Annotated in this window: 16 protein-coding genes; 10 read left to right on the top strand and 6 right to left on the bottom strand. The window is 46.1% G+C overall.

The features are described from left to right. The first annotated feature begins 272 nt into the window (after positions 1-272). Positions 273-1,280: a hydroxyacid dehydrogenase gene (locus NDI42_RS10825; RefSeq protein ID WP_190452590.1), complete on the top strand. Its 1,008-nt coding sequence runs from the start codon at positions 273-275 to the stop codon at positions 1,278-1,280. A gap of 131 nt (positions 1,281-1,411) precedes the next feature. On the opposite strand, the gene NDI42_RS10820 is transcribed toward NDI42_RS10825, so the two are convergent. After that, a complete protein-coding gene (locus tag NDI42_RS10820; protein ID WP_190452589.1) occupies positions 1,412-1,669 on the bottom strand; it encodes a hypothetical protein in 258 nt (85 codons plus the stop codon). 86 nt (positions 1,670-1,755) lie between these two features. Continuing rightward, entirely contained in the window at positions 1,756-1,932 is a 177-nt protein-coding gene (locus NDI42_RS10815; RefSeq protein ID WP_190452587.1) for a hypothetical protein, read from the bottom strand. A 231-nt stretch (positions 1,933-2,163) separates the two neighbouring features. Between NDI42_RS10815 and NDI42_RS10810 the strand changes: the two genes are divergently transcribed. Further along, complete coding sequence (locus NDI42_RS10810) at positions 2,164-2,985, top strand: class I SAM-dependent methyltransferase (RefSeq protein ID WP_190452585.1); 822 nt, start codon at positions 2,164-2,166, stop codon at positions 2,983-2,985. A 79-nt stretch (positions 2,986-3,064) separates the two neighbouring features. On the opposite strand, the gene NDI42_RS10805 is transcribed toward NDI42_RS10810, so the two are convergent. Then, positions 3,065-3,901, bottom strand: coding sequence for a prephenate/arogenate dehydrogenase (locus tag NDI42_RS10805; RefSeq protein WP_190452583.1), 837 nt, complete (start codon positions 3,899-3,901; stop codon positions 3,065-3,067). A gap of 300 nt (positions 3,902-4,201) precedes the next feature. Here NDI42_RS10805 and NDI42_RS10800 point away from each other — a divergent pair, with 300 nt between their 5' ends. The 8 genes from NDI42_RS10800 (at position 4,202) to NDI42_RS10765 (ending at position 12,403) form a co-directional block, all read left to right on the top strand. Further along, entirely contained in the window at positions 4,202-5,776 is a 1,575-nt protein-coding gene (locus NDI42_RS10800) for a pentapeptide repeat-containing protein (protein ID WP_190452581.1), read from the top strand. 87 nt (positions 5,777-5,863) lie between these two features. Continuing rightward, entirely contained in the window at positions 5,864-7,483 is a 1,620-nt protein-coding gene (locus NDI42_RS10795; RefSeq protein ID WP_190452579.1) for an ATP-dependent DNA helicase, read from the top strand. A 192-nt stretch (positions 7,484-7,675) separates the two neighbouring features. Next, positions 7,676-7,888 (top strand): DUF2839 domain-containing protein, encoded by a 213-nt coding sequence (locus NDI42_RS10790; protein ID WP_190452577.1) that lies wholly within the window; start codon positions 7,676-7,678, stop codon positions 7,886-7,888. A 504-nt stretch (positions 7,889-8,392) separates the two neighbouring features. After that, on the top strand, positions 8,393-8,737 hold the full coding sequence (locus tag NDI42_RS10785) for a DUF1815 family protein (RefSeq protein WP_190452574.1): 345 nt from the start codon (positions 8,393-8,395) through the stop codon (positions 8,735-8,737). Between the two features lie 114 nt (positions 8,738-8,851). Continuing rightward, a complete protein-coding gene (locus NDI42_RS10780; protein ID WP_190452572.1) occupies positions 8,852-9,742 on the top strand; it encodes an alpha/beta fold hydrolase in 891 nt (296 codons plus the stop codon). A gap of 143 nt (positions 9,743-9,885) precedes the next feature. Beyond that, positions 9,886-10,071, top strand: coding sequence for a hypothetical protein (locus NDI42_RS10775; RefSeq protein ID WP_190452570.1), 186 nt, complete (start codon positions 9,886-9,888; stop codon positions 10,069-10,071). Then, positions 10,064-10,936: an Npun_R2479 family HD domain-containing metalloprotein gene (locus tag NDI42_RS10770; RefSeq protein WP_190422775.1), complete on the top strand. Its 873-nt coding sequence runs from the start codon at positions 10,064-10,066 to the stop codon at positions 10,934-10,936. Before NDI42_RS10775 ends, NDI42_RS10770 begins: the two co-directional genes overlap by 8 nt. 321 nt (positions 10,937-11,257) lie before the next feature. Further along, positions 11,258-12,403, top strand: a complete 1,146-nt coding sequence (locus tag NDI42_RS10765) for an ABC transporter permease (protein WP_190452568.1) — start codon at positions 11,258-11,260, stop codon at positions 12,401-12,403. A gap of 84 nt (positions 12,404-12,487) precedes the next feature. Here the strand turns inward: NDI42_RS10765 and tsaB are convergent, their stop codons facing one another. Genes tsaB through NDI42_RS10750 form a run of 3 tightly spaced genes read right to left on the bottom strand, consistent with a single transcriptional unit; the run spans position 12,488 to position 14,483 of the window. Beyond that, the gene (gene tsaB, locus NDI42_RS10760; protein WP_190452565.1) at positions 12,488-13,165 is read right to left on the bottom strand and encodes a tRNA (adenosine(37)-N6)-threonylcarbamoyltransferase complex dimerization subunit type 1 TsaB; all 678 of its coding nucleotides are present in this window, start codon (positions 13,163-13,165) and stop codon (positions 12,488-12,490) included. A 36-nt stretch (positions 13,166-13,201) separates the two neighbouring features. Further along, a complete protein-coding gene (locus NDI42_RS10755; RefSeq protein ID WP_190452564.1) occupies positions 13,202-13,930 on the bottom strand; it encodes a hypothetical protein in 729 nt (242 codons plus the stop codon). Next, the gene (locus tag NDI42_RS10750) at positions 13,923-14,483 is read right to left on the bottom strand and encodes an Npun_F5560 family protein (RefSeq protein WP_190452562.1); all 561 of its coding nucleotides are present in this window, start codon (positions 14,481-14,483) and stop codon (positions 13,923-13,925) included. Before NDI42_RS10750 ends, NDI42_RS10755 begins: the two co-directional genes overlap by 8 nt. Positions 14,484-14,652: the final 169 nt, after the last annotated feature.

The raw sequence follows: 14,652 nt of genomic DNA, 5'->3' as shown, positions 1-14,652 counted from the left end.
ATCTAAACGGGCTGAGCATGATTTCTATGACCAGATTTGGTTCTCTCGCATCCGTTCATTAACCTGTCACCCTTGATCTACCAAGCATCTACAAAGATGTGTCAGGCAGTCAGGTAAGACAGATTACAAAGGATGGGTTTCTTAACCTATCCTTTTTTTTTGCTTGATGGCTAAACCCAACTTACAATTATTCTTGAGCGAATGGCACGGCACTCTGAATAACTTTCAAGAATCAAACGAAACTGAATTAATTATACGTCAGAGGTAAAGTGATGAAAGTAGTTATTTTTGAAGTCGAAGATTGGGAAAAAGAGGCGTTCAATGATTTGAGTAAGGAACATGAACTTAAGTTCGTGGACGAGCAACTAAAAAACGCGAATGCTGGACAATATGCCGATGCCGATGTTGTCTCCACCTTCATCGATTCCCAGCTTAATGCGGAAGTTCTCCAACAGTTATCCCAACTCAAATTAATTGCCACCCGTTCAACTGGTTTTGACCACATCGACTCAGAATATTGTCAAACTCAGAACGTGACAATCTGCAACGTTCCCAATTACGGAGAAAATACTATTGCTGAACACGTTTTTGGATTATTGCTGGCAATCAGCCACAATATTATTGAGGCAGTCCATAACACCCGGCAAGGTTATTTCTCCTTTAAAGGACTACAAGGTTTTGACCTACGCGGTAAAACTTTGGGTGTAGTTGGTACGGGAATCATTGGGCAATATGTAATTCAGATTGCCAAGGGATTTCAGATGGAAGTTGTTGCCTTTGATGTCCATCCAAAGCAGGAATTAGCCGCTAGATTGAAATTTGAATATGCTGATTTAGAAAAGGTATTGGCAACTTCTGATATTATTACGCTGCACGTTCCAGCTAACAAGAATACCCATCACCTAATTGCCGCTGAGCAATTTGCTAAAATGAAAAATGGGGCGATTTTAATTAATACAGCCCGTGGAAGTATAGTAGATATTCAAGCTTTGCTGCACGCACTTATAGAAGGTAAGTTGGCTGCTGCGGGTTTGGATGTATTGCCACAAGAACTTGTTTTGCGGAAAGATTCTGAATTGCTACAGGCTGTTGACCGTAAGCAAGACGACTTGCAAACGCTGTTAGCAGACTTAATTTTAATGCGTCTGCCTAATGTAATTGTCACGCCTCATAGTGCTTTCAATACCCGCGAAGCGAGAGAAAGAATTATCAAGACAACGGTGGAAAACATTTTGGCGTTTGCTCAAAACAAACCTCAAAATGTTGTTAACAATAAGTAAGACGGCAGAAATTTCACCTTACCCTTAACCCCTTTCCGCAGGCGGAGAGGGGAGCCGGAGAAAATTTCGGTTGTTTTATTTTTGGAAGTTGGCATGAAGCGGTTAAAAATGCGATCGCATCCCAGCACAATCTACGACCCTTGCCGTAAAACTTTGATTTTTTGGTAGCTAATATTACTTGAACTTTTGAAATATTTGCTCTGAATTGGCTGATTCAAATATTCTGGTTGAGGTATCTCAGTAGCCATTCTCTTAGCTTTATCTTTAATGGACTTGAGTACCAAACGAACCACCCATGAAGAAAGGTGCGGGTTTTCATCGATTTCTGTGATCAGAGCATCTAAATCGTTAACAATAGCCACCATTGGGAAGTTCATATCTTTTTGCATTAGTTTGATGCCCTATTATTCAAAACGTGTTGACACAAAAGACCGTTTATGCTTGTTCAATACCGAATTCTCGTTCTGGATTTACATTAAAAAACTCTAGAGAATCTTTGGGATGCTTCTGTGTCACTTTTAGAGGTTGAGACAAAGGCGATCGCGTCTTTACAAGGCTGACTTTTTACGGTTGAACGCGCTAAACCCTTGCTGGTCAAGTCTTGTAGCCTCAAAAACTCAAAAGCGATCGCGCTAACAAATCTAGACAGCATCACTTTCAAAGCCAGACAGTTGTCTAACTGTCACAACTGCTGGCGAAGTTAAAAAAACCAATTTCCCGACACTATAGGGTTTTTCAGATGGGTGGAAGGGACATGGCATTGCCATGTCCCTTCAGATGTATCGCACCCAACCCTTGAATTCCTATATTTGCTTACCGAAAGTCCTACACTGCATTTATCAGCTCCGTGCGGAGGGAGTAATATTTGCTTTTAGACAGATAGATGGTGAAAGATTCAGAACAAGAAAAAATCTGGTATGACAAAGACTTGCAGCAAAGAAAAACCTGGTATAGGGAGGTAGCAGATGCCTACAACAAGGCAAGACCGCGCTATCCTAAAGAACTAATTCGTCGTGCTGTAGAGTTAGCTCAACTTGATAAAGACGCGATCGCTCTTGAGATCGGATGCGGCCCTGGGACTGCAACTGTAGAATTTGCCAAATTGGGCTTCTCAATGGTATGCCTGGAACCAAGCCAGGAGGCTTGCCAACTAGCGCGACACAACTGTGCAACCTATCCGGCTGTAGAGATTAGAAATACCACCTTTGAAGAGTGGGAGCTAGAGCCTGAGAGATTTAATGCCGTTCTTGCAGCAAATTCGTTTCACTGGGTTTCATCAGAAATTAGGTGTCCAAAAGCTGCTGCTGCGCTACAAGACAACGGTTCTCTGATTTTGCTGTGGAACAAAGAACCCCAACCCCCGTATGAAGTTTACCAAGCGTTGAATGAAGTCTATCAGGCTCAGGCTCCGGAGCTTGCACGTTATGAAGACAGCGAAACTCAGGGAGAAATCCTCAGAGGGCTGGGACAGAATTTCATTGACTCAGGTCGGTTTAAGAACGTAGTGTACGAACAGATGGCCTGTGAAGTCACCTATAGTATTGATGATTATTTGATGCTTTTAAGTACGTTATCGCCGTACATTGCGCTTTTACCGCACAAGAGAGATTCTTTGTTTAAAGGTTTGAGGGAAATGCTAGAAAGACGCACAGGAAGTATTCAAGCATCCTATATTTCAGCTTTTCACATTGCCCAGAAAATATAAGAGTTTATTTCTCTAGGCGCTATTGAAAGACAACGCCTGGAGGTGACAAACTGGCGGGGTAATCAACCCCGTCAGCTTTTTAACAAAATTGCGATCGCTTACTTTGAGTAGTTGTCAGTTTTGAGTGCAAACTGTTCCAATCTTCTTGCTCAATTTGGGAAATAATTTCGTCGAGACAGTGACGATATTGTTGGAGACTTTGCAACAACTCAAGGCGATTGTACCGCGCCATCATCAAGCCTAACTCTGGATTTCCGCCGCCAACGCGACTGGTATCCCGAAAACCAGAACTAGCCAACTGTTGCGCTAATTCCAGCACAACTGGATCGGTTTTGCTTATACAGGCATCAATTATAGTAGCACTCACCATCACTGGCAAATGAGAAATCCAAGCCACAGCTTTATCGTGGTTCTCTGGAGAACAATGATAAATTTTAGCTTCCAGACTTCGCACAATTTCCTCAACCGTTTTTACAGCCCCTGGCGGTGTTGTCGCCACTGGTGTAAGCACATAAGCCTTACCAACAAACAAATTTTGCACTGCTGCTTCTAAACCACTTTCCGCAGTACCAGCCATCGGGTGTCCCCCGACAAAATTAGCCCAAAGTGGTGTAATTTCCTCAACCACCGACTTTTTCACCGAACCAACATCAGTGATGATGGCATGAGGAGACAAATGGGGAATTAGCTGCTGTACAGTGGATGCGATCGCGCTAATGGGCGTACAAACAAAAACTACATCCGCTGCTGCCAATAGCGCCATATCCACAGCCGCATCATCCACAACGCCACGAGCGATCGCATCCCGACAAACCTTGTCTCGACGACTCACTCCCAAAACCTGATAGCCAGCCGCTCGTAAATCCAAACCCAGCGATCCGCCAATTAGTCCTAGCCCTACAATACCAATATTCATCGCCCTTCCCGCCGCTATTATGACGCGGCATAATGGATTTCTTTATTCATCGTTCATCATCCTGAGGATACTCACACCAAACTTCTAACTAAGATTTACAGATAGACACGCTAGATTAAGGCTTGTACAACTTTGTACAACTTTGGATAAATGCTAGAACAAGCCAGAATAATAGAAGCAAAGCGAGGGTTCATCTGCTGCACACCCATCCAGCTACTCAAAATGGAAAATGACCCGCAAGGCTTGGCTTTAGCACACTACTCCTAACCATAAAATGAGAATGCTGGCGAGGTGGCTCCAATGAATGTCGATGAATTGATAGTAAAATATGCAGCCGGGGTCAGAAACTTTGTCGCGGCTAACTTGGCTGAGGCTAACTTGAGTGGCATCAACCTCAGTGGTGTTAACTTGAGTAACGCTAACTTAAGTGTTGCCAACCTCAGTGGTGCCAATCTGAGTGGTGCCAATCTGAGTCACGCGAAACTCAATGTCGCCAGACTCAGTGGGGCCAATCTCAGCAAAGCCATCTTAAACCAGGCAAACTTTAACGTAGCTAACCTGATTCGGGCAGACATGGGGGGAGCCGAACTGGTTCAGGCGGCACTAATTCGCGCCGAACTAATTCGCGCCGAACTCAGTGGGTGCAATCTCAGATCGGCTAACCTCAGCGGTGCCGATTTGAGAGAAGCAACCCTCAGACAAGCCAACCTCTCGCGTGCCAGTTTGAATGAAGCCAATCTCCGGGGAGCCTTCTTGACTGGTGCTAACTTGGAACAGGCTAACTTGAATGGAACCGACTTAAGCCGAACCGATTTGAGTGGGGCAAATCTCCGAGAAGCTGAACTCAGACAAGCTAATCTTTCTCGCGCCAACTTGAGCGGCGCAGACATGAGTGGAGCGAATTTGCGCTGGGCAGACTTAAGCGGGGCGAATTTGCGCTGGGCGGACTTAAGCGGCGCTAAATTAAGCGGAGCCAACTTAATCGGGGCAGACTTAAGCAACGCTAATTTACTTAATGCCAGCTTAGTTCATGCGGATCTCACTCAAGCTAGATTGATTAAAGCTGATTGGATCGGAGCCGACTTGACAGGTGCTATCTTGACAGGAGCAAAACTTTATGCAGTGTCGCGCTTCGGCCTAAAAACAGAAGGAATGACTTGCGAGTGGGTTGATTTGAGTCCCGATGGCGATCGCACTGAAATTTTCCGCCTCACCACCGAAGAATCAAAAAAGTTCTTTAATGAAACCCTCCCCACCGTTCGGATTATCGTTGATGCACCATTAGATATGGAGGCGAATTTAGCTTTAGCCACCACTTATCATCACATCGCTAAGCACTATCCCGGTATCGGCAATCCCCCAAGTTTGGAGGTAAGCTCAAGAAAAACCATTCTCACCTTCCGAATGGACAGCAACGATCAATTATTTCCCCTCGCTTACGTTGCGATTCTTCCCTTTTACGATGCAGCAGCTACTCACAAAAATATCATCGCCCTATTGCACATCCTCCAATCCCAAAATATAGACACCCTTGGCCTTAAAGATAATTATCGAATCAAGCAATTAACCGCAGCCCTCAGTAAAACCATTAACCAGGTTAGCGCTATAGATATTTTCCAAGCTCTACCAGGACTCAAAGACAAAGTAAACTTCTTTCACGCTCCTACCCAAACCGTTTTAAACAACTCTACCGATCAGACTTTAAATGTTTATCATCACCCGGTTTTTGGCAAACGGTTTATGAATTTGTCTAACTTAGGCAGCCCTCCAAAAAATCCCTCCATAGAAATACAAAACTCCACTTTGCCTCCTGTAGGTACGGTAATTGAATTTATCAAAGAATTTAATTATTTGGAAAAATCTCAGCAGAGCTAATATAAGTAGATTGGCTAGTTGCTAAAGGCGGCAATTAGTAATCCTTCAATTAGCAATTAGGAATCCTTCCATTAGCATCTAACTAAAGTGATAGAGGTAGAAGTTCATTCCTCACTACGTGCATTCCTACGCGAGCAGGGAAACCGAGCTTGGCCGCATCATCTAACAATGGCGAGGCTGGTGGCGCGGGCTTTGCGATTGGGGCGTTCTGCCCTGATACAAACTGGATCACCCCAGAGTATGGGAAGTTACCGTCTGAGTTACCTCAGCCCTGCTTTGTTGTGGCAGGGCCCAGTAATTGTGGTAGCTCCAGAATCGGTGCAACAGCGCTTGATAGAAGTGCAAATTCCCCAGTTACAACAATGGATGAAAACGGATAAGGCGATAATTACAGATTACGCTTTGCCTGAGAACTTCCAAGGGTTGCTGCTGATATCTCCGGAAATTTGGTTAAGCGATCGCTTAAAAAATTTAGGAAGCATACCAACTGGCATCCCTACTATCTTTGATGGTGCTGATGAGTTGGAAGAATTGGCGCGGGAGCAGTTAACAGTTTGCTTGCAACCCAAAGACTGGGACGATTTGATGCGGGCTTTTCCTCACCAGACAGAGCCGATTTTGGATGCGCGAGTACAACTGACAAAGGAACTATTCCAGCATCCAGTAAATCCCTATGAATGCTATCTGATTTCTCGATCAGAGCAAGGATTTTTGCAGCATCTCTACGAGTCATTAACAATGCCTCCTAGTAACGGTTCAGTAGACCGAAATGCGGATTTTATCACTTCAGTGCTAGGCGCGATCGCTACTGACAACGGACAGCAGACAGCGGAAGACAAACTACCCCCAGCATGGCGGAATTTCTGGGAGCGATCGCGCTCCTCAAACCAACTGATGTGGGCAGAAATGAAGAGATCCAAAGGGCAGTTTTCTCTGTATTGTGGCCCGGTTGAAGTAGCAACCGCCTTAGAGAAAATTTGGCATCAAGATCCGGTAGTGTTAATTGGTGCAGCACTGGATTTGGAGACGGAAGCTAAAGTCTATCGTCAGCGCGTAGGACTAAAAGATTTAACTTGCATAAAATTTTCTCCAGACAGACAAAATGAATTAATTCATCTGTACCTCCCCGATCGCCTACCTTTCCCCAATACGCCCCAATTTCAAGGGTTTTTGATTCAAGAAGTCCGGAGGCTAATCGAAGAAATTGATAAATTGCCCGTAAATAATACGGACGTCCACAAACTAGCTGTGATTTTAGTCGAGGATACACCACTCAGGGCGCAGGTAGCAGCAGCTTTGGCTGGTGAGTTTGGCTCCCGCGTACAAGTAGAAAAAACCCGCGTGTCAAACAATGGCATTTTAGTAACAGGCTGGGAATTCTGGCGACATCATCAGGAGACGTTACCTGCTCCCCAGTTGCTAGTAATTGCGACTTTGCCCATACCTTCTCTAGAAAATCCTTTGGTAGCTGGTCGGGTAATTTATTATAAACAGCAGCGTCAAGACTGGTTTCGTCTGTATCTGTTGCCCGTGGCGTTGAGTGAATTACAGCGAGCGATCGCGCCCGTGCGAGAATCTCAAGGCGTTGTTGCTCTACTCGATAGCCGCGTAAATCACCGCAGCTATGGTTCTCAGGTACTGGAAGCGCTTAGTCCTCTAGCACGAATCAACTATTTGGACACCAACTGGTTTACAGGCGATCGCTAGAGGCTGGGGACTGGGGACTGGGGACTGGGAATTAGGAATTGGGAATCGGGAATTGGGAATTGGGAATTGTCTTACCCAGTCCCCAGCCCCTAATCCCCAGTCCCCAGCCCCGATTTCGTAATTTCTATAAACAATTCCGCCAACGGGCCTAACCCCAGCGTTATTATTAACAAGTATTTAAAACTATCAATTATGGGTGATTCCAAGCGTCGTCAAGAAGCACTCGGAGAGAAATACGGTCAACAGGCTTACATTCTTCCCTGGCTACCGATTACTAAAACTCAAGCGCAACAGTTCGTCAAATGGAGCAACCGGGGGGCCTGGATTGGTATCAGCTTCCTGATAGGTACCTGGGTGACTATCCGCTTCATCGGCCCTTCCTTTGGTTGGTGGCAAGTCAACTAGGGTCTGGTAACAGCCTACTTGGGTGAAGTTTCTAGCGGTGAAGCATTTGCCAGACTTGCCTTAATGCTTCCCCGTACATAAACTCAGCTTATATAAGCTGAGTTCATGTATGTGATTCTTAATTCTTATTCAGCGCGAACCTCGCTAAAAGGTTCGTCCTTTTGAAACATCGCACCACTTCACCCCCAAGTCATCCTTTAGGTAGAACTAAGCTTTCTCTATCTTGTTTAGGATGCTCTTGAGTGAAGCTTATTGTTACCGAGCCAGCGGTAGATACAATTTTAATGGTCACTCAGGGTGTTTACAACGCTCTTGAGTGAAGCTCATTGTTACTGTTGATACTTTGCACTCCTAGATACTTAAGCTAACTTGGTGCAAAGCTGGTATTATTCAGTTTCTTGATAGACTCAATTCTCTTAACCTAACATAGCGCATAGGTTGAGGGTAAAAATCTTAAGAAAGTATAAAACGTTTACACTTAGGTGTGGTGGTTGGAGGACAACCGTGTTTCTACGACTTGCAGAGCAACACCGTCAATTTGTACATGATCTAGTGATGAACCTCCAAGCTATGGCAATTGTGCTAGAGCAACGGGGATATTTGGCTTCTTGCTATACCTGCGGAGGTCAAATGAATAGCGCATCATTTATGGTCAGTCTGGGGGAGAATCATCTGATTCGCTTTTTGGTGTCAGATTATGGCATCACCTGGACAGAAATGCGGGATGACCGCGAACTTATGAAGCTAGAGGGCGCTGAAGCCATTTCTCAGCTGCAAGACCTAGCCAATCTAGTCAAATATAAAATCAACCCCTCGGAGTATCGTCCCGTTGTGCCGCAGCGGAGATAAACTCGTTGCCAAGGTTTCGCTACTATCTTTAGACAGATTGGCTCTTGGGACTGCTAATCTGAAAAAGGGGAAACCTATGTCCTATCCGCAGGCGAGGGACGGCTGCTACTGTTTATGACTGCTGTCAATTTTGAATGGCAACACCAGTTTATTGAGACGAACGACATTCACTTACACTACGTGACCCAAGGACAGGGGGAGCTGGTGATACTGCTGCACGGATTTCCAGAGTTTTGGTATTCCTGGCGGCATCAAATACCAGCACTAGCCCGTCATTTTAAAGTAGTGGTTCCCGATTTGCGGGGATACAACGATTCGGATAAGCCGCTTAGCGGTTATGACCTGGATACCCTAAGTGCTGATATTCGGGGATTGATTGAAAATTTAGGCTATGTCCGGGCGCATATTGTAGGTCACGACTGGGGTGGATTAATCGCGTGGAATCTTGCCCAGAAGTTTCCCCAAGTTCTGAATAGACTGGCAATTTTGAATGCGCCGCACCCATACAGGTTTTGGCAGGAACTTGCTGGAAACTTAGATCAACTGCGTCGCAGCTGGTATGTGCTGGCGTTTCAAATTCCTGGTTTACCAGAGTGGCTGATTCGACAAAATTTAAAAGATTTTGTGAACAACGTGTTTCGGGAACAAGCGGTTCGCAAAGGAGCGTTTACCGCAGAAGATACCCAGCGGTATCAAGAGGCATTGGCAAAACCTGGGGTGCTGGCGGCGGCGATGAACTATTATCGCTCCTCCCTGTCGCCGCAGAGTTGGTTGCACCATTGGGGGCGATCGCCTGAACCGATCACTGTACCCACCTTGATGCTGTGGAGCGAAGAAGATGCCTTTTTTGGTCAAAAACTCACCGAAGGCATGGAACGCTTGATAAATGCGCCTTTCAAGCTCAAATTCGTTAGTCACTGCGGTCACTGGATGCAGCAGGAAGTTCCCCAAACTGTCAACCGAGAACTATTAAACTTTTTGCGCCCCCCTATTCTAAAAGGATGAGGTAGGAATCGAAGAATCTAGATTCCCACCTCATCTGTGAACCTTTCAAAACCAAAGCTGGCGGTTGTGATGAGAAACACAAAGCACCATGACAGTTGACAACACCAACCGCCGAAATTTAGTGCATCCTGAAGGTGTAGGGGGTGTATCTATTTCGTAAGACAGAGACAAATGCTTTATTCTCAGATGCGCTGTATTGTTGGCCTAGTGCCAAGTTAAAAGCGATCGCGTCTTTTGTAAAGTTAGAGTCTCGCCGCTCAATTATTCCTAGATTTCAGTATCTCCCCTCTCACGGCACTGAGAAAAGCGCGAGTACCCAGAATGTTTAACGCAACAGAAATTTTAATTGACAGTTTTGTTCAAAGCATTCGTGAAGGCTATCGTCGCACCTACGGCGGCTATAAGCCCGACTACGAAGACATCATCGCCTGGGCGGGGTCTATGGCTCTGGAAAACATTGCTAACAGCGATGCCCTCTATCACAACGTAGAACACTCGATCTTAGTAGCTCTGGTGGGACAGGAAATCTTACGGGGGAGACACATTCGTGAGGGTGGAGTGTCCTGTGAAGACTGGTTACACTTCATCATCTCCGTAGTTTGCCATGACATCGGCTACGTTAAAGGAGTGTGTCGCCAAGATAGAGACGAGGAACGACTTTACTCCACCGGGAAAGATGGAGAAATGGTTTCTGTGCCTCGCGGATCGAGCGATGCTTCTTTGACACCTTACCATGTAGATCGAGCAAAACAATTTATTGAGGAACGCTTTGGCGGTCATAAGCTGATTGACGCTGAGGTGATAAAGCACAATATCGAACTAACCCGTTTCCCGGTGCCAACAGCAGAGGATCATCAAGATACTGTCAATTATCCAGGCTTGGTTCGTGCCTCTGACTTGATTGGTCAGCTCAGCGATCCCCGCTATCTAAAGAAAATCGGGGCGCTGTATTATGAGTTTGAAGAAACGGGCGTGAATAAAGCCCTGAATTATAAGCATCCGGGAGATTTGCGGCGGAACTATCCCAAGTTTTACTGGCATGGAGTATTCCCGTATATTCAGGATGCGCTCCGTTACTTACAGCTAACACAGCAAGGTAAACAAATCATTGCTAACCTCTACTCGAATGTGTTTGTTGTTGAACACGAAAGTGCTGAAGATGAGCGGAGACAACTGGAGGGGCAGCTTAGGTAAGAGTTTTAAGTTTTGAATTTTGAGTTAAAAGCAAATATAGCGGCTCTCATTGGTATGCGGTACAATTTTGACCTCTTTAAACCTCTCTCCAATTCCGGAGAGAGGCTTTCAAATTAGCCCCCTTCCAAGAACAAAATTTTCCTTTACCCTCGCCTGGTAGGGGAGGAATAGGGAGAGGTGGGAAGGGGCTTGGGGGAAAGGTTCCGACTGTATTTAAATCAACCGAGAACGGCTATAAGTTAGGAATCAGAATAAACTATGAAATTCTAGATACTGGCTTATCATTTAATTCAGAACTCATAATTTATAACTCATAACTTTATGAACTGGTGGCAAAAATTAAAAAATAATCCCTTGGCAAGATCAGGGGCTGTGTTGCTGATAGTTTTCTATTTAGCAGTAATTTTCGCTGATTTTGTGGCTCCTTACCGTCCGTGTGACACTTATGACCTGTCTAATGGCCTGTGTGACGTGCAGCCAAATACTTCCTTGTTGGAACCTACCAAGATATACTGGCGCAACCAAGCAGGAGAGTTTATTGGGCCTCACGTTTATCCTACGACTCAGGGGCCAACAGATATCGAGACAGGCGATCGCAAATTAACTGTAAACTTCCAAAAACCGTCACCAGTACGCTTTTTTGTCCGGGGAGCAAAATACCAACTGTTTCAGCTGCGCCTGCCATTGCCGCCCAAATTTGATGAGGTAGAAATATTTCCGGGCATTCCTTTGGATTGGCACCTCTTCGGCGCTGTTGGAGAAGGCAAACTGAACTTATTAGGCACCGATGAACAGGGGCGCGATCAGTTCAGCCGCCTGCTGCATGGTGGCAGAATAAGCCTCAGCATCGGCTTAGTGGGAATTATCATTTCCTTCCCACTGGGTATGTTAGCGGGGGGGATTTCTGGCTACGTCGGTGGCTGGGTTGACGGCATTTTAATGCGTGCCGTGGAAGTGCTGATGACCATTCCCAGCCTGTATCTGCTAGTTTCCCTTGCCGCAGTGCTGCCACTTGGCCTCAGCAGCGCCCAGCGGTTTTTGTTGATTGTGCTGATTACCTCGTTCATCGGCTGGGCTGGGTTAGCGCGGGTGATTCGGGGACAGGTGCTATCAATTAAAGAGCGAGAATTTGTGCAAGCCGCACGAGCAATGGGCGCGAAACCACTTTACATTATTGTGCGTCACGTTTTGCCGCAGACAGCTACTTACATAATTATCTCAGCAACGCTGGCGGTGCCTGGGTTTATCGTGGCAGAATCGGTACTCAGTTTGATTGGGCTTGGCATTCAGCAGCCCGACCCTTCTTGGGGAAATATGCTGTCGTTGGCGACTAATGCTTCAATTTTAGTGTTGCAGCCTTGGTTGATCTGGCCTCCGGCGCTGTTGATTATCCTCACGGTGTTGGCGTTTAATTTGCTGGGAGATGGTTTGCGGGATGCCCTCGATCCCCGGAGTTTGCGGCGGTAGTTCTAAGTATTCAAGCAAGTTGCTTGAGACATCTTTATCAGAATCAGATTTGGTGATTATTTTTGGTTGGGGTTGTTGTTAGACCTACCCAGCTGGTTTGTCTTCAACTGGATGTTGACCATAAAACGGTAGCGCTTCCGACCAGTGGGGGCGCTTTTCTTTTTGCCAATCTAGATAGGCAAGTTCTAATACGCTGGAAACTGAATCACCCAGTCCACCGCCAGCAGGGATGTCAATTAGCTGATAGGAGGTATTAGACTGCGTTTCTAGGGTTTGGTGCCATGCTGTCGGTGTTAGCACCGTATCTGGCAACAATTGGGTAAGTCCTGAACCGGATGGGGAAACTTGATAAATGGCGGCAAATAATTGACCGCGTTGGGCTGGCATCTGGATAGCGATCGCATTTTTTCCGTTGTCCTTTGCTAATCCTAAATGCGACCAAGCAACAGCTGCCAAGGTGGAAATGGCAAACACGGGAATATTCAACTGTTGCCCTAGTGTACGGGCAGTGACGACACCGATGCGAGTGCTGGTGAAACTACCGGGGCCAATTGCTACGGCAATAAACGCCAAATCTGCCCACGTTTGGGGCTGCATGAACTCAGCTAGATGTTGATGTAAATGACTTGATAAATCCCGCCCTAAATCCCAGGTAGAAGAACGCGAATTTCCCGCAAAATTGCTTAAGGCTAAACCCAGTTCGGGGCTGCTGGTGTGGAGTGCTAAGCCGTATTTATTGGAATTAAACTGCACGGAATCCATACTCAGTAGCCTACAGGGAGCGATCGCTTGACATTTTTATAATTTTGTTGGGATGATTTCTAGATCATAAATTGGCTGCCCAGTCAAGCAGTGCCAGTGACAAACAAATAAATCTGGCTTTTGGATGCCGATGCTGGCGATCGCGCTTGGAGCTGGAAACGGCAAAAGTCGGTCAAAAACCAGATTTTGATCGCTAAACCCGAACTGTAATAAATAAACGCTTGGTGGAGCTGATAAATATTGCAGCAGCTTATACCCTAGCTGGTAAAGTGGCTGACGCTGCGAGTCCGATAGATGCACAGGCATCCGGTATTTTAAGCCTTCACTCACCTCATCTTTACCAATTACCTCGCTGTAGAGCGGCCCTTTCGCGGTGAGAACCACTGCTAACCAGAAATTTCCGACACCTGTGGCGTATCCTAATTGCTCAACCAGCTGGCGCAAACCTGTTACATCGCGGCAAGCATTGTAGACGCTCTGAGCTGGAAAATCCAAATTTTCCGGTAAATTCAACGTCAAAGGACACCAAATTAGTTTGTTGTCACTGGTCAGTTGTTTGTTGATAATTAACCACTGAGTGCTTACTACTAGCGCTTCTGCTTGGTTTTGTAAGCCCGCAAAAGCGGGCTTTGTTTGGGCGGTTGCGCCTATCGTCAGGCTATTTGCCTTAAGCGCGGACACCATTTGCGCTGTTGTGGGCGATGCTGCGATTATTGCCCCAGTTTCATCAACCTCCGCATCAACCACAATCAGAACTTTACGCATGACCAAAGGTAGGAATAGGGCCAGGAGCATTACCCATGCGGGGGAAACTAGGCAAATCAATGCCCGTTGTTGTCGTGCGGCGGGTTCTTATCGCTAGACGATAGCTGACACTTTGCAACTCCGCGTGGAGTTGACGGTTTTCCCGTTGCAGCATCGCCACTTTCTCCCGGACTGGTGCCATGCGTTCAGCAAATTTCTGTTTATAAATTTGCGGTAACTCCTGTACCACCTGCTCTAACATCCGGCTACGGTCAGTTAATTCCTGTACCGACTGCCGCAATTGATAAATTTCCGTATCGCGGGAAGTAATCTGCTCTTGATAAAAAGTTACCTGCTGTTCAACTTCTTGCAGTTGTTCTCGCAGCGCTCTCATCTGAGCCATGTGACGCTCAGAAACTTCCGGCTTGGGCATAAAGTTGGCATTGCCCTTAACCAGCCGGAATAGTTCTTGAGACAGCTGCTGAACCAATTGGTCTCGCATTTGCAACTCTTCGCGCAGGCGAGTTACGTCAACTTGAAGTGTTTGTAGGGTAGGGGTGTCAGTCTGGCTCACAATGGCTTAGAACTCCTCTTGAGATGATTTTCCCCATACGAGGAAGCGATGCGATCGCGTATTACTCATATTGCTGTTGCAGCTAATTTACCATTTGCTAGGGCAATTGACACCTGATTGGTACTCTTGTTTGAAATTAAGGGTAAATTCTATCGTATTCTCAGATCCA

The sequence above is a fragment of the Funiculus sociatus GB2-C1 genome (assembly GCF_039962115.1).
Lineage (GTDB): Bacteria > Cyanobacteriota > Cyanobacteriia > Cyanobacteriales > FACHB-T130 > Funiculus > Funiculus sociatus.
Note: the sequence above shows the minus strand (reverse complement) of the source record. Positions and strands in the feature narration are given on the sequence as shown.

What these genes read in the sequence shown, in the direction of transcription:
- NDI42_RS10825 (WP_190452590.1), top strand. Translation starts at nt 273, where the DNA reads ATGAAAGTAGTTATTTTTGAAGTCGAAGATTGGGAAAAAGAGGCGTTC.
- NDI42_RS10820 (WP_190452589.1), bottom strand. Translation starts at nt 1,669, where the DNA reads ATGCAAAAAGATATGAACTTCCCAATGGTGGCTATTGTTAACGATTTA.
- NDI42_RS10815 (WP_190452587.1), bottom strand. Translation starts at nt 1,932, where the DNA reads ATGCTGTCTAGATTTGTTAGCGCGATCGCTTTTGAGTTTTTGAGGCTA.
- NDI42_RS10810 (WP_190452585.1), top strand. Translation starts at nt 2,164, where the DNA reads ATGGTGAAAGATTCAGAACAAGAAAAAATCTGGTATGACAAAGACTTG.
- NDI42_RS10805 (WP_190452583.1), bottom strand. Translation starts at nt 3,901, where the DNA reads ATGAATATTGGTATTGTAGGGCTAGGACTAATTGGCGGATCGCTGGGT.
- NDI42_RS10800 (WP_190452581.1), top strand. Translation starts at nt 4,202, where the DNA reads ATGAATGTCGATGAATTGATAGTAAAATATGCAGCCGGGGTCAGAAAC.
- NDI42_RS10790 (WP_190452577.1), top strand. Translation starts at nt 7,676, where the DNA reads ATGGGTGATTCCAAGCGTCGTCAAGAAGCACTCGGAGAGAAATACGGT.
- NDI42_RS10780 (WP_190452572.1), top strand. Translation starts at nt 8,852, where the DNA reads ATGACTGCTGTCAATTTTGAATGGCAACACCAGTTTATTGAGACGAAC.
- NDI42_RS10770 (WP_190422775.1), top strand. Translation starts at nt 10,064, where the DNA reads ATGTTTAACGCAACAGAAATTTTAATTGACAGTTTTGTTCAAAGCATT.
- NDI42_RS10765 (WP_190452568.1), top strand. Translation starts at nt 11,258, where the DNA reads ATGAACTGGTGGCAAAAATTAAAAAATAATCCCTTGGCAAGATCAGGG.
- tsaB (WP_190452565.1), bottom strand. Translation starts at nt 13,165, where the DNA reads ATGGATTCCGTGCAGTTTAATTCCAATAAATACGGCTTAGCACTCCAC.
- NDI42_RS10755 (WP_190452564.1), bottom strand. Translation starts at nt 13,930, where the DNA reads ATGCGTAAAGTTCTGATTGTGGTTGATGCGGAGGTTGATGAAACTGGG.